General features: G+C 43.7%; 22 protein-coding genes and 1 pseudogene. 20 read left to right on the top strand and 3 right to left on the bottom strand.

The features are described from left to right. Nucleotides 1-153: 153 nt before the first annotated feature. The 3 genes from AKG43_RS07445 to AKG43_RS07455 all read right to left on the bottom strand — a co-directional run bounded on the left by AKG43_RS07445 (nucleotide 154) and on the right by AKG43_RS07455 (nucleotide 3,663). Entirely contained in the window at nucleotides 154-1,482 is a 1,329-nt protein-coding gene (locus AKG43_RS07445) for a DUF3482 domain-containing protein (RefSeq protein WP_054599939.1), read from the bottom strand. A gap of 81 nt (nucleotides 1,483-1,563) precedes the next feature. Further along, entirely contained in the window at nucleotides 1,564-2,241 is a 678-nt protein-coding gene (locus AKG43_RS07450; RefSeq protein WP_054599940.1) for a hypothetical protein, read from the bottom strand. Nucleotides 2,242-2,304: 63 nt separating this feature from the next. Next, the gene (locus AKG43_RS07455; protein WP_054599941.1) at nucleotides 2,305-3,663 is read right to left on the bottom strand and encodes a DUF2868 domain-containing protein; all 1,359 of its coding nucleotides are present in this window, start codon (nucleotides 3,661-3,663) and stop codon (nucleotides 2,305-2,307) included. A 126-nt stretch (nucleotides 3,664-3,789) separates the two neighbouring features. Here AKG43_RS07455 and AKG43_RS13655 point away from each other — a divergent pair. The 20 genes and pseudogenes from AKG43_RS13655 to AKG43_RS07545 form a co-directional block, all read left to right on the top strand. Beyond that, nucleotides 3,790-3,957: pseudogene (locus AKG43_RS13655) on the top strand (lipoprotein signal peptidase); the annotation flags it as partial. A 702-nt stretch (nucleotides 3,958-4,659) separates the two neighbouring features. Further along, nucleotides 4,660-5,382, top strand: a complete 723-nt coding sequence (locus AKG43_RS07460; RefSeq protein WP_231718131.1) for a lytic transglycosylase domain-containing protein — start codon at nucleotides 4,660-4,662, stop codon at nucleotides 5,380-5,382. 88 nt (nucleotides 5,383-5,470) lie between these two features. Next, entirely contained in the window at nucleotides 5,471-5,791 is a 321-nt protein-coding gene (locus tag AKG43_RS07465; RefSeq protein ID WP_054599943.1) for a TrbC/VirB2 family protein, read from the top strand. Nucleotides 5,792-5,806: 15 nt separating this feature from the next. After that, the gene (locus tag AKG43_RS07470; RefSeq protein ID WP_054599944.1) at nucleotides 5,807-6,238 is read left to right on the top strand and encodes a VirB3 family type IV secretion system protein; all 432 of its coding nucleotides are present in this window, start codon (nucleotides 5,807-5,809) and stop codon (nucleotides 6,236-6,238) included. Beyond that, nucleotides 6,150-8,546 (top strand): conjugal transfer protein, encoded by a 2,397-nt coding sequence (locus tag AKG43_RS07475; protein WP_054599945.1) that lies wholly within the window; start codon nucleotides 6,150-6,152, stop codon nucleotides 8,544-8,546. Before AKG43_RS07470 ends, AKG43_RS07475 begins: the two co-directional genes overlap by 89 nt. Nucleotides 8,547-8,628: 82 nt before the next feature. Further along, nucleotides 8,629-9,297 (top strand): type IV secretion system protein, encoded by a 669-nt coding sequence (locus AKG43_RS07480; RefSeq protein WP_054599946.1) that lies wholly within the window; start codon nucleotides 8,629-8,631, stop codon nucleotides 9,295-9,297. 9 nt (nucleotides 9,298-9,306) lie between these two features. Further along, the gene (locus tag AKG43_RS12770; protein WP_156300637.1) at nucleotides 9,307-9,525 is read left to right on the top strand and encodes a conjugal transfer protein TraH; all 219 of its coding nucleotides are present in this window, start codon (nucleotides 9,307-9,309) and stop codon (nucleotides 9,523-9,525) included. A 60-nt stretch (nucleotides 9,526-9,585) separates the two neighbouring features. Continuing rightward, a complete protein-coding gene (locus AKG43_RS07485) occupies nucleotides 9,586-10,557 on the top strand; it encodes a type IV secretion system protein (RefSeq protein ID WP_054599947.1) in 972 nt (323 codons plus the stop codon). A gap of 18 nt (nucleotides 10,558-10,575) precedes the next feature. Next, nucleotides 10,576-11,046, top strand: a complete 471-nt coding sequence (locus AKG43_RS07490; RefSeq protein ID WP_054599948.1) for a hypothetical protein — start codon at nucleotides 10,576-10,578, stop codon at nucleotides 11,044-11,046. Between the two features lie 408 nt (nucleotides 11,047-11,454). Beyond that, nucleotides 11,455-12,207 (top strand): virB8 family protein, encoded by a 753-nt coding sequence (locus AKG43_RS07495; RefSeq protein ID WP_197273134.1) that lies wholly within the window; start codon nucleotides 11,455-11,457, stop codon nucleotides 12,205-12,207. A gap of 9 nt (nucleotides 12,208-12,216) precedes the next feature. After that, nucleotides 12,217-13,050: a P-type conjugative transfer protein VirB9 gene (gene virB9 / locus AKG43_RS07500; protein WP_054599949.1), complete on the top strand. Its 834-nt coding sequence runs from the start codon at nucleotides 12,217-12,219 to the stop codon at nucleotides 13,048-13,050. Continuing rightward, the gene (gene virB10, locus AKG43_RS07505) at nucleotides 13,047-14,288 is read left to right on the top strand and encodes a type IV secretion system protein VirB10 (RefSeq protein ID WP_054599950.1); all 1,242 of its coding nucleotides are present in this window, start codon (nucleotides 13,047-13,049) and stop codon (nucleotides 14,286-14,288) included. The genes virB9 and virB10 overlap by 4 nt, the downstream gene beginning before the upstream one ends. Nucleotides 14,289-14,378: 90 nt before the next feature. Continuing rightward, complete coding sequence (locus AKG43_RS07510; protein ID WP_369799570.1) at nucleotides 14,379-15,473, top strand: ATPase, T2SS/T4P/T4SS family; 1,095 nt, start codon at nucleotides 14,379-14,381, stop codon at nucleotides 15,471-15,473. 57 nt (nucleotides 15,474-15,530) lie between these two features. Next, nucleotides 15,531-16,310, top strand: coding sequence for a hypothetical protein (locus AKG43_RS07515; protein WP_231718132.1), 780 nt, complete (start codon nucleotides 15,531-15,533; stop codon nucleotides 16,308-16,310). A 2-nt stretch (nucleotides 16,311-16,312) separates the two neighbouring features. Next, nucleotides 16,313-16,681 (top strand): hypothetical protein, encoded by a 369-nt coding sequence (locus AKG43_RS07520; protein ID WP_054599951.1) that lies wholly within the window; start codon nucleotides 16,313-16,315, stop codon nucleotides 16,679-16,681. Nucleotides 16,682-17,103: 422 nt separating this feature from the next. Next, complete coding sequence (locus tag AKG43_RS07525; RefSeq protein ID WP_054599952.1) at nucleotides 17,104-17,841, top strand: DUF5131 family protein; 738 nt, start codon at nucleotides 17,104-17,106, stop codon at nucleotides 17,839-17,841. Between the two features lie 25 nt (nucleotides 17,842-17,866). Further along, the gene (tcmP, locus tag AKG43_RS07530; RefSeq protein ID WP_054599953.1) at nucleotides 17,867-19,276 is read left to right on the top strand and encodes a three-Cys-motif partner protein TcmP; all 1,410 of its coding nucleotides are present in this window, start codon (nucleotides 17,867-17,869) and stop codon (nucleotides 19,274-19,276) included. 87 nt (nucleotides 19,277-19,363) lie between these two features. Continuing rightward, nucleotides 19,364-19,759: a single-stranded DNA-binding protein gene (locus AKG43_RS12335; protein WP_082403019.1), complete on the top strand. Its 396-nt coding sequence runs from the start codon at nucleotides 19,364-19,366 to the stop codon at nucleotides 19,757-19,759. 61 nt (nucleotides 19,760-19,820) lie between these two features. Then, entirely contained in the window at nucleotides 19,821-21,857 is a 2,037-nt protein-coding gene (locus AKG43_RS07540; RefSeq protein ID WP_054599954.1) for a type IV secretory system conjugative DNA transfer family protein, read from the top strand. Nucleotides 21,858-21,921: 64 nt separating this feature from the next. Next, on the top strand, nucleotides 21,922-22,545 hold the full coding sequence (locus tag AKG43_RS07545) for a hypothetical protein (RefSeq protein WP_054599955.1): 624 nt from the start codon (nucleotides 21,922-21,924) through the stop codon (nucleotides 22,543-22,545). Nucleotides 22,546-22,561: the final 16 nt, after the last annotated feature.

The raw sequence follows: 22,561 nt of genomic DNA on the forward strand, positions 1-22,561 counted from the left end.
TGATGTGCGTATTATGCCAAGCCTTAAATTTGAAGTCAAACAAAATTTTCAAAATATTTTCGCCATCAACCAAAAAAGCAACAAACACCGTTCGTTTTATGTTCGGTTATGTTCCTTTATCCAAAAATCATACACTGCAAAGCGCATAACCTCTCATAACCTAGCTGCAAGCTGCTTTGCCGCTTCCTCACGTTCGCGCCTGCTTTGCTCCGGCAAATGCGTATTCAAAGAAGACCACTTCGGCTGGCTTCTGGCTTTATTCAATTCAGACGGCAGTTTGGAAGGCTGCCACGGCGTTTTGCCGCTCAGCATCTGAATCCGGGCTTGCGCCGCATGGCCGCGTTTTTGCAGCGCGTTGAGCAAATCCAAAGCGCGGGCGGCCAGCAATGTGATGGTTTCGGGGTCGATATGCAGCGTTTGGATACCGGATAATTTATCGCTGATGGTTTGCATGTTCGGCAGCACACCGCCGAGCACGCCGCCGATGGCTGTGCCCAAACCGAGCGAACCGCCGAGCGTTACCATGTCCACACCCAAGCCGATTAACGCGCCCGTGGCCGCGCCCGTGCCTGTGCGGATGCCGTATTCTTTGAGCAAATCCGCGTCAAACGGGTCTTGGCGGAATTCTTTCAACGCCCATTCGCCCGTGTCGATTTCGCTGTGGTAAAAACGGTAGGTTTGGAACAACTGCTGCTGAAGCTGGCGCTCCAACTGGCGCACGGCGGCTTGCATGGTTTGCAATACCGGCTCGGGGTTGTCGTCTTCGTCGATTTCCTGTTTATACGCGGCGACATCAAGCAGAAAATGGGCGATATCGTGTTTGGCATCGCTGTCGAGTTTCTGCCATTCGCGGCGGCGCATCCCCATCAAGCGGTCGAGCGTATCGCGTTCGGGCAGCATGGTGGCGAGGTTATCCCACAAGCGGATTTCGCCTTCAAAATCAAAGGCGACAGTATCGAAACCGCTGTAAACATGCAGCCCGCGCCGTGCCAGCATGGTTGTCCATTCGCTTAAATCCTGCCCTTCGATAAAGTTGAACACCGGCATCACGGGTTTGGCACACCACGAAAGCACGGTCAGCTCGTCTTTATATTTGTTCAACACCGGCTCGCGCGCATCCACCACATACAAAGCCATATCGCTCTGCAAAAGCTGGCGCAGCACTTTGGCTTCCTGATTGAAATCGCCCGCCGCTTCGGGGCTGTCGAGAAACTGCTGCAAACGCTCGATGCCGTCTGAACGGCCGGAAGTATTGGCTTCCAACCAATCCAGCACACCGCCCGCATCTTCCAAACCGGGCGTGTCGTAGAGGTAAACCAGCGTATTGCTGCCGTCGCTAATCGCCGCCTCTTCCACATGGCGCGTGGTGGCGGGCGCGTTTTTTACTTCGCCGAACTGACTGTCGCGCAGCAAGGTACGCAGTAGAGAGGTTTTACCGGTGTTGGTGTGGCCGACGACGGCTAGGGATAGGGGATTTTGCATAACTATTTAATTATATGAATTTATTACTATGCTAATTTGAACAATTTAAATAACAATAGATCAAGTATTGTTATCAGCAAGTCAAATATCCAATACAACATCTGCCAAAATTTCAGCGTGAGCAAACAACAACATTTCAACTTCTTGAATAGAAGTGTCACAAGCAATCGCCACCTCTTTCAATAGTTTTAAATAATTGTAATAAACATCTTTAGATGGCATTGACTGATATTGCTCCCGATTGTTTTTTTTCATAAGTTTAAATTTATCAGATGCTTCTACTATTTTTGTATTGAGACTGGGTAAAACTGGAAAAAACTTGGATTTATATCCCCCTTGCAATAATAATGCATTCAATGAAAAAGCGACTCTAGAGTCAAATATTGCGTAGGTTCGAGGTTCTACAATACTCAGAACTTTAGACCAAGATGAAATACCTGTTATTCCTTTTCGTTTGATTAAGTCTTGTGGTTCTAACTCCGCATAGCCACTTATCGTATTTTTATCATTTGTACGAATACCACCCCAATTTTTAACATACCATTTTGCCAACTTTTCCCTTTTCTCCAAAGAAGAAACTTTCCAATGCTCATGTAGTTGCTGACGTAATTGAAGATTTTTCTTAGCTAAATCCCAATTCTGATCTATGTTTATATGCACTCCCTCTGGCAAACTATCAAGTCGAAATTTATCCCAAGTGTAATCCCTGCTCAAATTATCTAATTGGCTTATAACATATTCATTCACGATGCAAAACATGCAGTATCCTTTCAAATTTACAAATAAAAGCCATTACATATAAATTATTGAATAATTTATATTTCATACATCAAATACATTTTGACTTATCTCCAACCGCTCCCGCTGGCTAACCCTAGCCGGATCCAACCACGGCAAACTGCGTTCGGTTAGGGCTGCGTGCCATTGGCTTAAATAGTCTTCGAGGCCGTCTGAAAAGTCTTGTTCCACCAGCAACTGCACTACTGCCCCGCCTTGTGCGGCTTCGGCCAGAGCGGTGATTTGGCGCAGGATGCCGCGATCGGGCACGCTGCGGGCGCGGATGCCGATCAGCAGTTGTGCGGGCTGTGTCTGCAATTCGTTTTTTAAGACGGCCACGGCATCGCGGCTGTCGGCGGTGCCTTTGTCGAGCCAATCTTGTCCTAAGATGTGTTTGAACCATGTTTTGTCGGGCCATTCGGCATCGAGCATCACGGCCCATTTGGGGGATTGGTTAAGGCTGATTTTGGGGGCGACGGCGGTAACGGTTTCGCTTTGGGTGTCGGCATCAACAACGCGCTTCTGCCATTGTTGGATAATTTGTTGGTAATAGGGTTTTTCAAGCGGCAGCGGACTTTGGGTGCGGCGGGAAAGGATTTTGCACACGAGCCATGCGGCGAAGCGCGGCAGCAGGCCGTAGCAGATGATGCTGCCGATTAAGAGGCCGCCCCATTGTCGGGAGGCGGTGATGTCGTTGTTCAGACGGCTGTTTAAGACGGCCTCGGTATCGGGCACGGGAAAGCCGAGTTTGGCGGGCAGCCATGATAAAACCTGCACGGCTTTGACGAAGGTGCCGTCGCTCAACAGGGTGCTTTCCCAATTGAAGGTGTATTGGCGCACGGTGAGCAAAAGTACGACGGCGGCGAGCATGCCGAGCAGGGTCGCCAGCCACAAGCGGTGGGTGGTTTGGCCGATCAGCCAGCGGGTGGCAGGTTTGCTCCATTCGTCGCTATACAGGCGCAGGATGGCTTGGTTGACGGGGTCTTTACCGCGTATCCACATAGCAGGGTTAGCGAAAAAACCGTTGGGTTTGAAGCGCATGCTCACAGCGGCAAGCCACACCAGCAGCATCAGGGTGTGCAAACCGAGCACGCCTGCCAACACGAAAAAGAAGTTCAGCCCCGATTGCTGCATCAGGGTAACGGTGCCGGCAAATCCGCTCACCAGCCAAAACACGGTAGCCGCCAGCAGCAGCCATGCAAACAGGCTGCGGATGCGGGCAAGGCTGTCTTGCAGCTTGTGGTCACTGTCAATAATTTCGGCGCGGCGGTTGAGTTTGGTTTCGGGATTGCCTTCGGCATGGCGCAAGGCTTCGGTGATGGGTTGCGGGTCGGCAGGGAAAATGTAGCTGCGTTCCTGAAGCAGGCGCACGAGTTCGGTAAGCTGGCGGTGTGGGTTGAGCATAGAAAATGAAGAGGCTGTTTGAAAATAAGGCGTTATTTTAGCATAGGCCGCTTTTCAGACGGCCTGAGACCTTTGCAAAAGCTCTAGAACGTGCCTTTTCAGGCAAGCGGCACGGAGAATAGAGACATATCATATATAGATAGGCTGAGACCTTTGCAAAACCCCCATCTGCGGCGCATTTCTTCGTTGTGCGCTGCTCGCTCGTTTGCCTATCTATATGATATGTCTGCACTCGCTGTGCTGCTACGCCTTGAACTACATCCACATCTGAGGGTTTTGCAAAGGTCTCAGGCTGGGCACAGCATAGAAATGCCTATAGATAGGAGTTTTATAGAGGTCTCAGGCTACGATTCCCAATTAAATACATTTGTTATCTATGTTTCGGATTTTATCAGCCGGCTTTCAAATTGCTTATTTGACGATCGTTTAGCGGCATTCGTTGGCAAATACGCAAAATTGTACCAACTAAAATCGGTTGATTGAAATCGGCTTAAAGAACAAGACAAGGTGAAAACAGGGGGAAGCCTTTTAAATATAGCAAATAAACTTATTTTTAATATCAAGGTAGCAAACCGCAGACAGTACAAGTAGTACGAAACCGATTCTGTTGCCGCTTCAGCGGCTTACACAATCGTTCTCTTTGAGCTAAGGCGCAATAACGCCGTAGCAGAAATAAAGTTTATTGCTATATAAAGGTCTTGGTTGATTGGATTGGATTGGATAGTATCAGACAAAAAAATAACCGCCTAAAAGCGGTATGTGGTGCCCGGAGCCGGAATCGAACCGGCACGACCTGTTTAGGGTCGACGGATTTTAAGTCCGAGCAATAAATTATAACCAATTGTTTTAAAAGATAGTGAAGCCTGCAAATACAGTCACAAACAGTAAATTAAATAGATATTCAGTCACAAATTTGTCACAGCTAAAAAACGAAAACTTAAGCCTACCTATCGTAAAGGGTATGTTTAAATTTTCGTTTTTATTTTGAATGTAGCTATGGAAAAGCGTAAACAAACTAATGTTTATATATCATTTAGCGGGATGCCGTCTGAAGTATTTCAGACGGCTTTTTTTACCCTTCACAAAGGAGTATCTAAATTGAAACGAAATAAAACTATTTTCGTATTGGCGACAGCATTCTGTTCCGCCATCTGTACCGCAGCACCGTATCCGCAATATCAACATTTAGTAGAAAAACATGCGGCGGCGCAAGGTTTAGACGCAAATCTAGTATGGGCGGTTATGGCTCGTGAAAGCGGTGGTCGCTGGAATGCAACTTCCCACAAAAACGCCCGCGGCTTGCTGCAAGTCATCCCGCCGACGGCAGCCCGAATGGGGGTAAACCCTAAGTATCTATATAACCCGGAACATAACATCATCGCTGGGACACGTTACTTACGATTTTTGAGCAACCGGTATAACGGCAATATCGATTTAATACTTGCCGGTTATAACGCCGGCGAGGGAGCCGTGGATAAGTACAAAGGTATCCCTCCATACAGGGAGACACAAAATTATGTGCGCTTGGTTCGTAACCGATACGCGCAATTGAGCGGCAACCCTGCTTATGCCGCAGGCCGTAAAGAGCCGATAAAAGTAGCCTATAAACCAAAAGCAGAAGTTATTTCAACGAATCGTACTACGGCTCCAGTTAAAGCTGCTGTTTACACTCAATCTCAGAAACAGTATGCGTCTTGGGACGTATTTCAAGAGTTTTAATATTACCTTTTAGGTATTTCTTAGTTCCGGCTTTATGCCGGTTTTTTTGTTTATGCTGCAAGCGTGCGGCTTTTAGGGAGTTAATTTGATGAAATTAATCAATCGAAATCAAAACAGCAATTATACAAAAATTTTAATGGCAGCTTTTATGACTGTTGCCGCTAAATCTGCCTTAGCAGCCGGCGGGCTGGCCTCCGTAGAAGGTGGCCTGAAAGAGTTTATTACCGGCTTCTATGGCATTGTAGGTATTCTCGCCGGCCTTGCTTTGCTTTGCGCCTTTTTATGGGGCAAGTTAGGTAAAAAACATTGGTCTGATGTATTAGAGGCTTGTGCTTGGATTGTAGGATGTGCGGCCTCTTTAGCAATTGCCAAAGCGTTGTGGGATTGGGGCAAGAGCGTCACATTGTAATAACTGAGGTGCCCTATGCAGAATCTACCTGACATCAACATAGACACCGAGTACAACACCTATGAAGGTTTGTCACGGCAAGCTACGGTTTGGGGTATTCCGATGATACCGGCGATTACTATCGTCGGTATTTTCGTTTTAATCGCCCTGTTTACTATGCAGTTTTTGGACTTGAAAGCGTTTGCCATACTTTTGATGGCTGTCCCATTTTTGGTTTTCTTAAAGCTGATGACCCAAAGAGATGACCAAGCCATCAATATTATAGCTTTGGAGCTTTATTGGCTGTTCCAACGCCGTAATGCAAATTTGTTTGGCGACACTTTCACTGTGGTACCAACGAAATTTGGAAGAGAGCGTAATGATTATTACCGATTTGTTAGAGAGGACACTGACGAAGCAGCAATCGCAGCAAGATTATTTGCCCCGGTTCAGTCGTCACGTGGCTGAAAATATTGTTCACTTTGAAGACGGCCGCTTGGGATTCGTTTTGAGAATGGACGGTATTCCGTTTGAAGGTGTGGACGATAAGCACCTGATTGCATCGTTTAGTGAATTAAAGCGGCTGTTTAATACGGTTGGCAAACAATATGGAAACCGCTTAGGTATTTGGACAACTGTACAACGGCAGCGTATCAATTTAAACCGTGAATATAAATTCGATACCAAATTCTGTAAAAATTTTGCCGAACATTATATTGAGCAATTTAACAAAGCCGATTATTACGAAAACCTGTTTTACATTTCAGTCATTTTGAAGTACGACACATTTTCAGACGGCCTGGAAGAAATTAAGGATTTGCTGGAAATAATGGCCAAAGGTCTGAATAGCTATGACCCGCATATTTTAGGCACATATGAAAATGAGAATGGCATCATTTTTTCAGAAGTGTATCAATTTTTCGGAACTTTGATAAATGGCGGCATTCGGGAAGACATACCGCTTTCTGCCAGCGCAGCTTATACAGTAGTCCCATCGGCCAGCGTTCATTTTGGTTCTGACATTATGGAAATCCGTAATGCTGAGAGCCGAAAGTTTGCCACTTGCTACGATTTAAAAGAATTCGGTATCAGCAAAATCATGGTATTGGTAAACACCCTATCTATTCCTTGCGAATATACACTGACGCAAATATTTGTGTACACCAATAATGCTGAAATGCAGACGGAAATCAACAAACAGGTTAATGCGCTGGAAAGTGTACAAGACCAAGCTGTTGATCAACAGGATGAATTGAAGCAAGGTAAAGGTGAATTGGCTGCCGGGCGCATGATGTTTGGCGATTACACCGCTACTCTCGTGGTTTACGGCAAAACGCCAAAAGAGGCTCGTGATAACGGTTCCACGGTATTTACCGAATTTTTAACATCAGGCGGTTTCCGTTTTGTGCCGGCCACATTGTCTATGCCTGCCACATTTTACAGCCAAGTATTAGGCTACAAAATCCGCCCACGGAAAATTCCTAAAACCACTACCAATCTAGCTACGGTATTTGGAATGCACAATTATTCTCAAGGAAAGTCTTGGGGTAATCCAATTGGAGACGGCTCTCCGGTCATGCCGCTAAAAACCCTGTCCAATACATTATTCAATTTGAGCTTGCATTACAGCAAAATGGATGTGAACAGTCTAGGGCAAAAAGTTGCAGGCCATACTCTTATTTTAGGTGCAACCGGTACAGGTAAAACGGCATTGGAATCAGTAATTTTATCCTTTCTGACCCGTTTCAATCCCTACATGTTTGTTTTGGATTTGGACCGTGGTATGGAAATTCTGATCCGGGCTTTCCGGGGAACATACTTTGCGGTAGAAGAAGGCGTACCCAGCGGATTAAATCCTTTCCAATTACCTGACTTACCGCAACATCGCATGTTCTTGTATGGATTGGTTGAATTATGCGCGGGCGGTGCGGACGCACAAGAGAAGCAGCAAATCAAAATGGCGGTGGATACCTTGTATGAAATAGATTTCAACAAGCGTAATTTCAGCCGGCTGATGGAAAACCTGCCGCCGGTGTACAGTCCAAATTCTTTGCGTACACGCTTATCCAAGTGGTGCCGTTGTGAAGACGGACAGTATGCTTGGTGTCTTGATAACGACACCAATGCTTTCAATCCTGAAGAGTTCTATCGGATTGGCTTGGATGTGACGTGCATTTTGCAACCCAACTACGAACCGACTGGGCCGGTTTTGTCTTATCTGTTTTACTTGAAGGAAATGATGTCGGAACGTGTGGCGAAGCAAGGCAGCCTATTGGTTTCCGTGGTTGCAGAGTTTTGGCATGCTGCAAGATATGATTTGACTGCGGGTATGATGTTTAAGACATTAAAAACAGGCAGGAAGATGGGCGAGTTCATGATTATGGATTCACAATCGCCGGAAGATGCCATTGCGTGCGATATATTCCCTGCCATCATTCAGCAAACACCGACAAAAATATTCCTGCCCAACCCCGAAGGGGAGTATGAGGGCAGTTACCAACGCTGTGGTCTAAGTAGAAAGGAGTTTGAACAATTAATGACCAAGCCGAAAGAAAGCCGAACTTTCTTGGTTAAACAGAGCAAACAGTCGGTATTTTGCACTATGGATCTGCATAATTTTGACGACGAAATGGCGGTATTGTCCGGCACTTCTGAAAACGTCGCTATTCTTCACGAAGTTATGCAGGAATGCGGTAGTGAAGAGCCTGATGTTTGGCTTGAACCATTCTATCAAGCTGTCCGGCAACGTATCAGTAAGCATGTGCCGCAGCAGTAACCCGAAACCACCTGAGAGATTCAGGTGGTTTTGTTTTATGGCCGCTTAAAGCGGCTTTTATTTATCCTAAAGAGAGGTAATTATGAAGATTCAAAAATTAAAAAAAACCGGTGCTGCTGTTTTGGTATCAGTAGGGTTAATGGCTGCTACAATACCCACGGCCTCTGCTGGTGGTATTTTGGTATTCGATGGGGCTAATTTGGCTCAAGCTGCTCAGCAAGTTATTCAACTGAAGGAACAGATTGATAACCAAGTGAAGCAAATTACTGAGTTGAAAAACCAAGTAAAAGCCATTACCGGCAATCGTAACCTCGGTAACATCTTAAAAACCGAAGCTATGGAACAACTGCCTGATGAATGGCGTTCTGTGTATAACGAAGCGATGAAAGCTAAGAATGGGAACTTTAAAGATTTGCTGGGTTCCAACGGATATAATCGGAATGCCGATAATGACCGTTTGGTGAAGCATTTCGATCTCACGTTAAAAGCCATCAAAGATTCTGAAGTGCGTTTTAAAAACATTAAGGAATTAATGAATCGGGTCAATACAACCCAAGACGCAAAGGCTGCTGCTGACTTACAAAACCGAATTGCTTTGGAAAATTCATACATTCAACAAAACCAAACCCAACTGGATATGTTGGAGCGGTTTATGGCACTGGATGAAAAGGTTCAGGTTAAGAAACGGCAAGCTCGTGATCGTTGCATTCTTCAGAATAGAATTGATGGAGCAACAAGGTCTTGTACATAAAGGTCTAATATGAAGTTATCTTTCTTTTTGACAGTATTATCAATTTTAGTTTTAAATGCTTGTGGAGAAACTGAGCAATCTGCACCTGATAAAGCTATGCCGAGGATTACCAAAGAGCAATGGGATAAATCAGAAATTAATAAAATGCGTGATCGCTGTATTCTCCAAAATCGCATAGATGGTACGAATATTGACTGTCATAAGAAATATCCTAAAAATTCAGGATAATTTTATATTAAGAACCCAGCCGCCGTTTAATACGGCGGCTTTGCTTTTTAGGAGCAAGCAATGACGTTTTTCAGCGAAATCGCCAAGATTTTTGGTGCCGATTTAGGCCAGAATCTACTTCAGAAAAGCGGTAATCTAATTAGTGAAATCAGTCCATTATTTCAAGCTGCATTTGCCTGTTATGTATTGTTGGTCATTGTTTCATATCATGGACAAAACAGTGCAGAAAGTATGGTTGATTTTGTAAAAAGAGCCGTCGGATGGGTGGTTATAATCGGACTATCTTTTTCTCCTGCTTTATTTATGAAGCTAGCCAATATTATCTATCAACTTCCTGATCAGTTGGCTTCTTCATTTGTTGGGGGATATAAAGTTGATGCTTCAGCAATGGATACTAGCTGGGGAGAGTTGATGAAGCTATCTGATGAGATTTCTAAAATACACTTTGACTATAATTGGTATGAAATACCTGCTCATTTAGCTATTTTTTTCAAAGTAAATTTAGTAGTGGTCATTTTTGGAGCAATCATTATTGGGGTAGCTTTTGCATATTACATGGTAGCTAAAATTTCATTGGCTTTAGTATTAATGTTAGGGCCATTTTTTTTAGGATGTCTGCTGTTTCCTTCAACACGCCAATACGGTATCAACTGGATCGGTTCCTGCTTGAACTACATTATTACTACCTGTATGTTTGTTTTACTCACAATGGTTCAAATGCAAGCGTTTGATGTGGCCGTAAAAGAGTTTTTAACTGGTGACCATTTTCAGGATGCAATGTCAGCACAAGTTATGGCGCCAATATTTTTATTACAAGCGATTGTGTTTTTGGTGGTGGCTTTCTACATCCCTAATATAGCCTCTTCCTTAACCGGTGGTGCCGCTGTTCAGGGGGCTGCTCGACAATTAGGACAGATGGCTAGAGCAGGTGGTGTGGCCGGTCGGGTTGCCGGTAGAACAATTGATGCTGTCGCTGGTGCAGCCGGCCGTCGTACCGGAGGAACCATCGCATCGAACAGACGTCCATCTTAATACAAGGGAGTGTTGATAATGATTGCTCGCATTTCATGGTTGGGCTATGTCCAATATATCGTTATCGGTATTTTGCTTTACTTGTTTGCCGTTTCTTCTGTATTTTCTTTAATCTCTGCCGGCTTCGGTTACGCTCTTGGCGAAAACAAAACAATAGCCAATATCGTGTTTTTCACTCTTACGTTGCTTTATCTCGTGGGATTTGGTTACATACTTTATCGAACCCGCCAATGTAAAGCCTTTGTAGATGAAGAGGGAGTTTGGTTTTACTGTGGGCTTTTCCCCTGGACACGCGGCATTCGCGGAGTAAGGTGGGAGAATTTTGATCAGGCTCAATTCCGGCCAGGCATGTTCAGTTGGCTGTTTTGTACTTATACTGTTTATCTTAATGACCGTTACGGCCGAACCGTAGTGATAAAGAACCTGTTTAACGGCAGGGAGTGGAGTGGACGGGTAAATGATACAGTGTTCGGTCAGTTAAAAGAATAGGAGGTTATCATGCGTTATATTGTCACATTTCTGCTTGCTATGGCTTGCGCTATGGTAGTAAGGTTTTTCCCCGATTGGTATTACGCACCTGCATTTGGCCTGTTGAGCGGTTTTTTCGGATTGGTATTTTTCGGTATGATTTTTGCACCACTTGCGCCGCCTTCCTCTGACTATGACGATCGTCCTGCACCCATTTACCGAAATGGACATCGAATAAACTGATTCTTTGATTATCACTTTGATGCCTGCCTGATTTTATCCGGCAGGCATTTCTTATTTAGAAAGGCAGTCTGATGAAAAAAACATTACTCGTCTTAGCCACTGTTGCATTTGTTTTCGGGTGTTCCACGAAAGCACCTAAACCTTCCGGCACCCCTTTTCCGATTAATAAAACTTTAGAGGTTAAAAATGCTAGGTAAATTCTTCTCAAAAAAACCGAAAACCGCTGCGGAACGCAAAAAAGCGGCAGAAAAAAAACGGGAGCAAAGTGTTAATAAACAAACAGATCAAATGATGCAAATGTCTGCTGATTTTGAAAAATCAAAGGTTGAATCTGCGCTGTCCCAAGCCAAAAGCTGGAAAAAAGGCTTTTTTGGAAGTTTGGCCGTAAGCACTTTGGCCGTGGGTGCTGTTATGGGACTTACTCCGTTGAAAGAGGCGGTGCCGTTTGTACAGCGGGTAAACGATACAACAGGTGCGGTGGATATCATCACCACGGTTAAAAATAAAGAAATGCACTATGACGAAGTGATCAATAAATATTGGCTGTCACAATATGTGCGTTATCGTGAAAGTTATGATTGGGATTTGATTCAGGCAACTTATGATGCCACTACGCTGATGAGTTCACCGGCAGTTAAATCTGAGTTTACGGCTTTCTATAACCAACCCAATGCCCCGCATAAGGTGCTTAAGCAAAACTTTAAGATAGTATCCAAGGTTACTAATATTGCTTTCGTTGGCGATATGGCTCAAGTACGCTTTACCAAGCAGACCTTACCTGCGTCCGGTCAAAGCACTGATCCTATCCCTCCGCAAAAAATGATTGCCACCATTGGTTTTAAATTCACATCGACACCAATGTCTGAAGAGGATCGCACCATTAATCCTTTGGGTTTTGAAGTAACCAGCTACCGTGTTGACCCTGAAACAACACAGTAAGGATAGTGTATGAAAAATACTTTGATAATTGCCGGACTGGTGTCCGGCTTTGTTTTGGCTCCGGTACATGCGGCTCAAATGCCTAGAAGTGCCGGTTTTGATGAACGTATACAGTATGTAAACCATAATCCCGACAATGTGGTGCTGGTTAAAACAAAAGTCGGTGAGGCAACCTTGATTCAATTACAGGAAGGAGAAACCGTATTACAAGATCCGACTTCAGGTTTGGGTATGGGTTTTGGTAAAGCATGGGGGCTGGGCATCCGCGGCAACAACCTGTTTTTAAAACCGACTGCCGTAAAGCCTGACACGAATCTGCTGATTACCACCAATAAGAAACGTACTTATGCTTTTCATATCGTGTCGGTAAAAGCAAAGCAAAAGCCAACCTACATCTTGCGATTCAACTACCCTGGAGAAGAGCGGTTTAAGCGACAACAACAGAATGAACGTATGGCTGAGGCAGCAGCTATTGTTCGGGCAAGTAAAGCTAAGAAGCGCAAGTTTTCTGACTACAACAGAAAATATTGGGGTGTCGGCGATAAAAATTTGGCTCCAACAGAAATTTTTGATGACGGCCGCTTTACCTATTTACGTTATGACAATGCAAAATCATTGCCAGCAGTATTTAAAGAAAATGCCGATGGTACTGAGGCTGCGGTAAATAGCCATACCGAAGGGGACACTTTGGTTGTCCATGAAACGTCTGCCAAATTTATTCTGCGTTTGGGACGTTCTGTTTTGGGTATTGAAAACCGAGGTTTTGATGCCGAAGGTACTTTCAATATTACCGGAACCAACCAAAGAAATACTGTCCGCCTGAGAAAGGGAGTTAACAAATGACAAGAGATTATACCAACCCTGATGAAAACAACCGCCCTACTTTGCAGGAACAGGTAGGGGATAACAGTATCGAACGCGGCATACCGACTGAATTGAACGTCCGTAAAAAGAAAACGGTTATGAACATCGTATTATTCGGTATAGGTCTGTTTCTTGCAGCATTGATAGTATTCAAGATTTGGGGATTTTTCAGCAACGACAATGCCGAAGCTGTTGCCCCCAAAGTTGAAGAAAATGTTGTCACAAAAGGCAACAAAAACTTTAAGGCCGATAAAGATGAAATCGAAACAATTCCTGAAGAGCCTGTGGCAGCCAGTGAACCTGAGAACAAGCAGGCATCCGCAGTCGAAATCACACCTTCACCTGCTCCCGGCGATTTAACACCCCCAGCGCCATCGGAACCGGTAGAGCCGCCGAAAGACGAGCGATTGGATGCGAGTTTGACACCAAGCGGTGTGGAAAGTATGAATGGCGTAGGTGCGTCCCTGACAGAAGGAAACGGTTCTTCCACGGGCTCGAGTTCATTTGATGGCAGCAGCAGTCTGACGGCTGCATCAGGATCGGGCGGTGGCAACCGTCTCACCGAAAGATTACAAAGCGGCGTTTACCGTGCCGGCGTAGCCGAAAATCGCGGTGATACAACTTATCTACTGGCAAGAGGTACAGGCATACCGTGTGTGACCACAACGAAAATCGTGACGACCCACCCGGGCTTAACACGCTGCCAAGTAGAAAAAGACGTTTATTCTGCCAACGGCAAAACATTATTGGTTGAACGAGGAGCAACCATTATCGGCGAGCAAACAGCCGCTTTGACCCACGGGCAGGCTCGTGTATTTGCCTTATGGAGTGAACTGGAAACACCTGCGGGTGTCCGTGTGAAGTTGGACAGCCCCGGCGGTGATCCGTTGGGTGCATCAGGTCATCCTGCAAAAGTGAACTATCATTTTTGGCAACGTTTTGGCGGCGCCATCATGATCAGTATGATTAATGATATAGGCACCGGCCTAAACAACCGCCAAAATCGTGCCAGCGGCAATAACAACAATATCACTTATGAAAATACCAGCGATGCGGCTCAAGAGATGGCAACTGAGGCCCTTAAGAACAGCATCAATATCCCGCCTACCGGTTTTGTTCAACAAGGTACGCAGATTATGGTATTTGTCGCGCGTGATATTGATTTCAGTGATGTGTACGAAAACATTACTGTAAATAACGCCTATGCCGGCTATTAATCAATCCCCTTATGGACCGCCTCAATAGAGGCGGTTTCTTTATTGAAACGGAGTTACCTGTTTCGATAAATACGTTTTTAAAGAAAGGTTATGATGTCTTACGACCGTTCTACCACATCTAGAGAATTGCTTCGCAACTTGGGCATTACGGAATACCTGAATACACCCGGAGTTACAGAAGTGCTAATCAACCGCCCCGGTGAAGTGTTTTTGGAAGACAGTTCGGGATTTCGTCTTATAGAAAGATCGGATTTACACTTGGATGTGTTGGTGAAATTGGCCAACACGCTGTGTAACTACAATCAAAAGCACATCACATTTGAGAATCCCATTCATTCGGTTACTTTGCCCGATGGCGAGCGCGGTCATATTATGATTGCTCCATCATGTGAAGCGGGAACAGCCGTTTTTGCTTTCCGCAAGCCGTCTGACAGCCGCTTCAGTTTGAGTGATTATATTGATACAGGCCGTCTGAATGGCTTCAATGATGTTTCAGTACATGGTGTACCTGAAAAAATGGCATCAGAAATAGAGATAGACAGCAGCCATGTTCGTGATGTCTGTGACAAGATGAAGCTGCCTTATGATGTAAAGTTGGCCGATTGGCAGTATCAGATGTTGGAGCATAAGGCCAACGGAAATCTGACAGAATTTTTTAAACTTGCCATAAAGCACAAATGCAATATCTGTATGGTTGGCGGTACCGGTTCGGGGAAAACCACATTTACCAAGACACTTGCGGATTTAATCGATCCTGAAACCCGTATCGCAACAATTGAAGATACGCATGAGTTAGGTTTACCGAATCACCCAAATCATGTTCACCTTTTTTACAGCGCACATATAACGGCGAAGATGATTATTGCCGCTTGTATGCGTCTCAAGCCGGACCGTATATTTTTGACCGAGCTTCGTGGCGACGAAGCATGGGATTACTTGTCTGCTCTCAACACTGGGCACCCCGGCGGCCTGACTTCTGTTCACGCCAACGATGCACGTAGCGTCCACTATCGTATCGCTCAGTTGGCCAAAGAATCAAAAACAGGTCAAACAATGGATTATCAGTACATTTTAAATACGGTTCGCTCAACCATTGACGTAATCTGTTACTTTGAAAAAACCCGCATGACTGAGTTGTATTACGATCCGGTTGAGAAATTCTATGCCATGAGCGGTCGCTTGTAATTTTGTCAACACGCACAAAATCTTATATCATTATTGGGAGTTTTAGAAAGGTCTCAAATGGCTGTTGCAGCTACTATCGCACCTAGTGCAATCCAACGGCTTTCCCTTGCATTGGAAAAGCCGGATCCATCCTTTTTGTTGATTTCCGGTTTGGAACGCGATGCCAAGTCTTTATTGTCAACGCCAAATGACGCAGCTGGGTACATGATACTGGGTATGCTTGATGCCATTAACAACCGGAAAGCGGAATTTGACAAGCATTTTGATTTTATTTCGGCATACGGAAAACCGACATTGGCAGATTTTTTCCGTGTGAACGGATTAAATCGAATGGGATTTTTCGATGAGGCTACGGAATACCTCAAGCAGATGTTTGATTCGGCAAACAATACAGATGATCCTGGCTATCTGAAACCTTTGGCTTACATGGGTATGATTTACGGATTTGTTGATGATGCCGGTTACGTTATCGAACGTTTGAAACGGATGGAATCGTTGGAGCCAAACTACCAAGATGACTTGGAGAGAATTTATCTGCTGTTGAAAGATACCGAAGTTTCTCAATCTGCAATGGTTCAGGCTATTTTAGCCGCCAAGAAACTTCTTGCAGAAAAAGGTTTGCAGATCCCAACCTACTCTTTTGGTTATTCAGTGGAATACGATATTTTTATTGAGTTAAAAATGCTCTGTTTTGAAACCGATGTAGAACGGCTCGCCGAAGCAGATGAATCCCTATCCCGCCTATTAGTGGATATGGAAGAATCTGTTGATAAAAATCTGATTAATTTCAATATTTCGTGCCGCCCTTATAATCCGAGTTACGGCATAGGCAGTTGATTATGATTGACCCAAAAGATTTTGTAGATAGTGCAAAAGCTATGATAGGTGAAACTGAAATAGGCAACCGTAATGCAGTCAGTCGGATGTATTACGGTGTTTATCATACAGGTTTGCAGTTTGCTTTTAATTGTTTGGGATTTACATATACATCTGGTTATTCCATGCACAAGCAGCTTATTGATTTTTTCAAGCAGCAAAACCGAAGAGACTTAAAGGTTATCGGTCGTCAGATGGAAAAACTGAGAAATGCTAGAAATGAAGCTGATTATACGCTTGAGACCTATGTTTCTCCTGAAGATGCCAAACTTGATTTAAGAATGGCGTTTCAGACTATTTCGCAAATCCAACAGTTACAAGAGCGTCCCTAATACTAATATCTTATGTTGCTAAAGGCTGTCTGAAAATTTCAGACGGCCTTTGCTTTGAAAGGATTAAAAATGCCATATATCAACAAAGTTGAAGTAATGGGCAACTTGTAGTTTGATAACTACTCAGTATTCAGCCTGTTATGTGGCTTGTATGTTGTAGCGATATTTTACAAACAATACCCGAAAATAAAAAAACCGTCGGTATCACTATTCCTTGTTCATTGTATTGACAGCATGAAAGACGCAAGTACCCAAAAGTTATTTTTGATGGCTTTGTGTTTCCATCGTTGTTGCTGCAATAACGTATTCTTGGGGATTACATATTAACAGGCCATATTAGGTACTCTATAATGCATAACTGCCATTATTCTTTCTATCTATTTCAACCATCATAGTAAATTACAGTATTTGGACAATATTTTATGGCAACAACAAAAATTGAGTGGACTGAAAAAACTTGGAATCCGACTGTCGGATGTACCAAAATTTCACCAGGATGCAAAAACTGTTATGCAGAAGGGATGGCTTGCCGTTTAAAAGCTATGCGTACTCCAGGCTACGAAAATGGTTTTAAACTTACACTCTTACCTGATAGATTAGGAGATCCACTCAAAAGGAAAAAGCCCACCATTTATTTTGTTAATTCTATGTCTGATTTGTTCCACGAAGATGTTCCTTTCAGTTTCATTGAACAAGTATTTTCTACCATTGAACAGTGCCATTGGCATACCTTTCAAATACTAACTAAGCGTGCTGATCGTTTAGCTGAATTTTTTAAGACACACAACCCTCCAAAAAATGCCTGGATTGGAGTATCTGTTGAAGATAAAAAATATGGTATTCCTCGTATTGATTTATTGAGAACAATACAGGCTTCAATTAGATTTCTTTCAATAGAACCACTTCTAGAAGATTTAGGAGAGCTTGACTTGCGTAATATTCATTGGGTTATTGTTGGTGGTGAATCAGGCCCCAAAGCTAGACCTATGAAGACTGAATGGGTAGAATCTATTCAAGAACAGTGTGTTAAAGCACAAGTTGCGTTTTTCTTTAAGCAATGGGGAGGATGGGGAGCCGATGGAGTAAAAAGGGCTAAAAAACTGAATGGTCGTATTTTAAAAGGGCAAATATGGGAAGAAATGCCTCATATTTCTATTTAATATAAATATTTTACATAGAACAAATATGCCAAACAACTACCATAACACAAATGAGTTATTTCCCGAATTGGAAATAAACGATAAGAGAAATAACTCAAAACGTAAGACAACAAAGAAAAAAAGCAAATATTCATGGAATGAGTTTAGGCAAGGTAAATATCCTGAATTAAATAAACATAGCATAGTAAAACACGAGTTGATTTCGGATTATGTTACTTGGTACATTGAAACACTAATGTATAAGCAGATAATCCCCGAAATGTCTTTTACATTTGTAGATGCTTTTGCTGGCGGTGGAAAATATATGTCAGACGAAAATCTTCTTATGCAAACAGGTCGCTCATTTCATTACGGCTCCCCTATATCGATCTTGTATGCAGTAGAGGCTGCGAGAGTTTCTATAAATCAAGGTAGAGAAAAGACTCGTAGGGTGCATGCTGAATATATTTTTCTTGATAACGATCAATCTGCTATTGATAGTCTTACATATGAATTAGGAGAGTTTAAAAAAAATGCTAATGTACAGCATGAAGATAATATTATTTATTCTCCAGCTGTAAGGGAGTACAAAGATTTTTTTTATAAGTCTTTAATTCCAACACTAGAACGTTTTCCTAAGAAAAGAATACTGTTATTTCTTGATCAATATGCTTATAAAGATGTGGATTACAGCGGTCTGGCTAAAATATTTACCAAATATGACAATGTAGAAGTGATTGTCAATTTTAATTTTACTACCCTAATAAACTATCTATCAGATACAAAAGGCAACAGAACAGCTTTAGGAAATATAGGTTTATTAAACCATATACCAATAGAACGCATTACTCAAATGATGAAATCTGATAAGAGGCATGGGTATAGAAGCGTTCAAAGCTTGTTAGGTAATGCTATAAAAACACAATCTCAAGCAAAATTTGCTACCCTGTTTTATATTTCTCCTGAGCAAAAAAATAATGAGAAGGTATTATCTTATTGGCTTGTACACTTATCAAATCAATTTAGGGCACATGATAATATGAAGCATTTACATTATAAATATGCAAATTTTTGTTTTCATGACTTAACTCCTGGCATATTTAATTTAGGATATGATGTAAATTTAGATAATGATTACACCCCTTCACAAAGATTTAATTTTTCTCAAGATAGTAAACAAGAGTCAATTTCTAATATTATGGACTTTTTGGCGAGAGAAGTATATTCACAAGGGTACAGAAGATCTGAAACTATCTCTCAGTTAACAAATAGACTGACTTCCCGTTCAACGGGAACTGAATCAGATACCCACCAAGCCATATCAAAATTAACGGCAGATAAGAATTTTATTGTTTGCAATAAAAATGGGACTATTAGAAAAAATTCTGTTAAGAAACTCAATCCTGATGATTCTTTAATGCTTAACCCTAACCGACCAATAAATTTTCTACCGTAAACGTACTACCAACTGAACATTAAGGCCACTTCCAATCTGAGAAAGGTGGCCTATTATTTTAACTTGCAATGTAGGAGATATTGAAGGATGCCAAATATAAACAAAATCGAAGTAATGGGCAACTTGGCCAAAGACCCAGTGTTACGTTACATGCCCAACGGTACGCCTACAACCAAAATCACTGTGGCCGTTGCCGAAAAATGGACAGATAAAAAAATGAAGGAACTTAAAGAACATGTTGAATGGTTCCAAGTTTTGCTGTATGACCGTCTCGCCGAAGTCGTCTGCCAGTATATGAAAAAAGGCGATTGCATACAGGTGTACGGTAAATTGCGGACACGCCCATATACCGATTCAAGCGGTATCGAGCGCAATGTAACTGAAGTAATCGCCAACGAAATGCAGATTATTCATACAACCAACCGTCATACACAATCCGGTAATGATGTCTCGCAGAATGGTGGCATTTACAACATGATGTAAGCTGAGGTTGTTTTTCAGGCCGTCTGAAATTTTCAGACGGCCTTTGCTTTGGAGTTCCGATATGAAGAAATATTTGGTAGCGGCTCTATTATTCAGCCTTGTGATGGCCGTGGCCGTCTGCGGAGGTTTGTATATCGGAGCCATGCTTTATACACAATGGCTGGAATTAAAAACCGACCCGTCGGTATCTCTGCTTATCAAATATTGGCAGCATATAGAACAATTACCTGAAAACATGATTTTGTGGCTGTATGTTTCTTCTATTGCCGCAGCTATCCTGCCGGTTTTTGTTTTAGTTGTAGTGTTGACAACAGTGTTTTCCCGCCCTCAAAAGGAACTGCACGGTTCGGCGCGTTTTGCCAACCTTCGGGAAATAAAGAAGACCGGGCTGCTGAGAAACGATTTTGAAGATTCAGATCCACCCGATTTGCTTATAGGCAAGTATCAAGGCGAATACCTGCGGTGGGCAAACGACGGATTTGTGTATTTGGCCGCGCGAACCCGGGGCGGTAAGGGTGTCGGCTTTGTTGTCCCGAACTGCTTACATTACCGGCACAGCATGGCCGTCAATGACCCGAAAAAAGAAAACTTCCTGATCACGGCTGGATTCCGCGCCCGCTGCGGCCACAAGGTGTTTTTCTTCAATCCTTCGGGCACCATGCCCTATCATGATCGCGATCCATCTGCACCGTTGATCAGTCACCGTTGGAACCCGCTGACTTATGTGCGCCGAAACCCGATTAATACCTACAAGGATGCACTGGCGGTGGCTGCGGTATTCTACCCGTTACCGACGGAAGACCGCGGAAGCGCAAAGTTTTTCCAGCAGGAGGCGCAAAAACTATTCGTCGGCCTGTTGCTTTATATGATCGAGACCGAACAGGAGCGGGATTTAAGCCAGCCGGAAAACAAAACCACGATGGCCAACCTGTTTCGGCTTACTGCCCCTACTGACGGCAAGACCCTGCAAGAGTGGATACGGGCAGAGTTTGAATTGCGGGCAGCGCAGCCGGAGACAACACAACTCAGCAGTAACTGCCGAACACTGTTGATGGGCTTCGCTAATGGTAACGCAAAGACCAGCGGTGATGTTTTGTCCACTATGACCGCGCCGCTGGCGATTTTTTTGGATCCAGCGGTTGAAGCGGCCACCGGCGGCGATGATTTTTACCTAGACAACGTGCGCCGTGAACTCACCACGATTTATTTAGGCATTTCGCCGGAAGAAATCAAAGTTTACGGCACGCTGCTGAATCTGTTTTTCAGTCAGTTGTGCGATGTCAACGTGCGGCAAGGGCTGCCAAAGGACAATAAGGCACTTAAATACCAGTGCCTTTTGATGTTGGATGAATTTACGGCACTCGGCCGCATTCCGGCGATCGAAGAAGGTGTCGGTTACTTGGCCGGTTACGGTATCCGCCCAACCATTGTATTTCAGACACCCGGACAAGTTGAGAAGGTTTACGGCAGAACCGGCCGTCAAACGTTTTTCAGTAACTTCACTTGCCGCTTGGTGTTTGCCCCGCGTGAACAGGATGAGGCTGAAGAACTCAGCAAGCTGATCGGTTACTATACCTACAAAGCCAAGTCGTCCTCGCGCTCACGAGGCAAAAACAGCAGTAGCAGCAGTAACAGTGTGAGCGATCAAAAACGCGCGGTCATGAATCCCGACGAGCTCAAAATCATGCCCGATAGTGATGTGATTATCAACATGACCGGTATCCGGCCTATCTATGCCGACAAAATCATCTACCACGAAGATCCGATTTTGCGTGAGCGTGCCAATCTACCGGTTCCCCATGTGCCTGAATTGCAAGTCACCCTTACTCGAAAGCAACCGCCACAAGTAGTTACTCCTGATTATGTCTCGCCTGAAGATATGGCGAGCTTCAAGTGGGAGGAAGCAGCCAACAACGAAGAGATTGCCCGTGCGCTGATTAAGGCACTGATTCCGCCGGACAGCAAACCGGAGTTCGTGGCCGAAGTGGTACCGGTCATCATCCAAAACTGGGGTGAAGGCAGAATGTCCATCGTGTCGGAAATCCTGAAAAACACTTCGACAGGCAGCAATAAGCAACATCCGCCGAAAGCGGCTTAATTAACCGTAATAAACAGGCCGTCTGAAAATTTCAGACGGTCATTTTCATTTTTGGAGAGCAGTTATGTATAAATTAATTTTAATCACAGGTGCTGATGAATGTAAGAGAAACCGTGTTATCACAAACAAACAAAATACGAGCCATCATGAAATACGCTGTGTTCTGCCCCAAGCCGACAAATTGATGTTACAGGATGTTGAAAGCAGTTGGCCGATTGATTTGTATATTAGTGCTGACGACAAGTCTTCTATCTCTCCAGATATCCTTGAAAAAGTTACCGAAGAGATATTTTTAGAAGAAAAAAATGGACGTTTGTTTGCAGTGACAACCGAAAAGGCCGGTATTACTAGAGAGGAGATTAACGGTAACGGTTTACCAAGTTGGACACCTATAATAAATACATGTGTAATTATCATCGGCAATACAGATGCGACCAAATCTATTATTCCGCCTGAAGTCACCCGTTTTGATGGTTGTGATTCTGCTTTTACTTTCGGTATATTATTATCCACAAGAGAATTACACAATCCTGCTGCACACAGTCCTGCTGAAATTGCTTGGAGAATAGACAAGCTTTTTCCGGAGCGTATAGGCAATATACTTTATGACCCCAAAACTCGTACAGGGGCTGCTTCCTATCGAGGCTCCCCCCCAGAAGTGGGGATGATACGGTTATTACCGGAGTAATATAAAAATATGGGAG

The organism is Neisseria sp. 74A18 (assembly GCF_001308005.1).
Taxonomy (GTDB): domain Bacteria; phylum Pseudomonadota; class Gammaproteobacteria; order Burkholderiales; family Neisseriaceae; genus Neisseria; species Neisseria dumasiana.

Coding starts and splice junctions, on each gene's coding strand:
- AKG43_RS12770 (WP_156300637.1), top strand. CDS start 9,307: ATGAAGTTATCTTTCTTTTTGACAGTATTATCAATTTTAGTTTTAAAT.
- AKG43_RS07470 (WP_054599944.1), top strand. CDS start 5,807: ATGCAGAATCTACCTGACATCAACATAGACACCGAGTACAACACCTAT.
- AKG43_RS07520 (WP_054599951.1), top strand. CDS start 16,313: ATGATTGACCCAAAAGATTTTGTAGATAGTGCAAAAGCTATGATAGGT.
- AKG43_RS12335 (WP_082403019.1), top strand. CDS start 19,364: ATGCCAAATATAAACAAAATCGAAGTAATGGGCAACTTGGCCAAAGAC.
- tcmP (WP_054599953.1), top strand. CDS start 17,867: ATGCCAAACAACTACCATAACACAAATGAGTTATTTCCCGAATTGGAA.
- AKG43_RS07475 (WP_054599945.1), top strand. CDS start 6,150: ATGATTATTACCGATTTGTTAGAGAGGACACTGACGAAGCAGCAATCG.
- AKG43_RS07510 (WP_369799570.1), top strand. CDS start 14,379: ATGATGTCTTACGACCGTTCTACCACATCTAGAGAATTGCTTCGCAAC.
- AKG43_RS07490 (WP_054599948.1), top strand. CDS start 10,576: ATGATTGCTCGCATTTCATGGTTGGGCTATGTCCAATATATCGTTATC.
- virB9 (WP_054599949.1), top strand. CDS start 12,217: ATGAAAAATACTTTGATAATTGCCGGACTGGTGTCCGGCTTTGTTTTG.
- AKG43_RS07465 (WP_054599943.1), top strand. CDS start 5,471: ATGAAATTAATCAATCGAAATCAAAACAGCAATTATACAAAAATTTTA.
- AKG43_RS07525 (WP_054599952.1), top strand. CDS start 17,104: ATGGCAACAACAAAAATTGAGTGGACTGAAAAAACTTGGAATCCGACT.
- AKG43_RS07460 (WP_231718131.1), top strand. CDS start 4,660: ATGGAAAAGCGTAAACAAACTAATGTTTATATATCATTTAGCGGGATG.
- AKG43_RS07540 (WP_054599954.1), top strand. CDS start 19,821: ATGAAGAAATATTTGGTAGCGGCTCTATTATTCAGCCTTGTGATGGCC.
- AKG43_RS07545 (WP_054599955.1), top strand. CDS start 21,922: ATGTATAAATTAATTTTAATCACAGGTGCTGATGAATGTAAGAGAAAC.
- AKG43_RS07455 (WP_054599941.1), bottom strand. CDS start 3,663: ATGCTCAACCCACACCGCCAGCTTACCGAACTCGTGCGCCTGCTTCAG.
- AKG43_RS07495 (WP_197273134.1), top strand. CDS start 11,455: ATGCTAGGTAAATTCTTCTCAAAAAAACCGAAAACCGCTGCGGAACGC.
- AKG43_RS07445 (WP_054599939.1), bottom strand. CDS start 1,482: ATGCAAAATCCCCTATCCCTAGCCGTCGTCGGCCACACCAACACCGGT.
- AKG43_RS07450 (WP_054599940.1), bottom strand. CDS start 2,241: ATGTTTTGCATCGTGAATGAATATGTTATAAGCCAATTAGATAATTTG.
- AKG43_RS07515 (WP_231718132.1), top strand. CDS start 15,531: ATGGCTGTTGCAGCTACTATCGCACCTAGTGCAATCCAACGGCTTTCC.
- virB10 (WP_054599950.1), top strand. CDS start 13,047: ATGACAAGAGATTATACCAACCCTGATGAAAACAACCGCCCTACTTTG.
- AKG43_RS07480 (WP_054599946.1), top strand. CDS start 8,629: ATGAAGATTCAAAAATTAAAAAAAACCGGTGCTGCTGTTTTGGTATCA.
- AKG43_RS07485 (WP_054599947.1), top strand. CDS start 9,586: ATGACGTTTTTCAGCGAAATCGCCAAGATTTTTGGTGCCGATTTAGGC.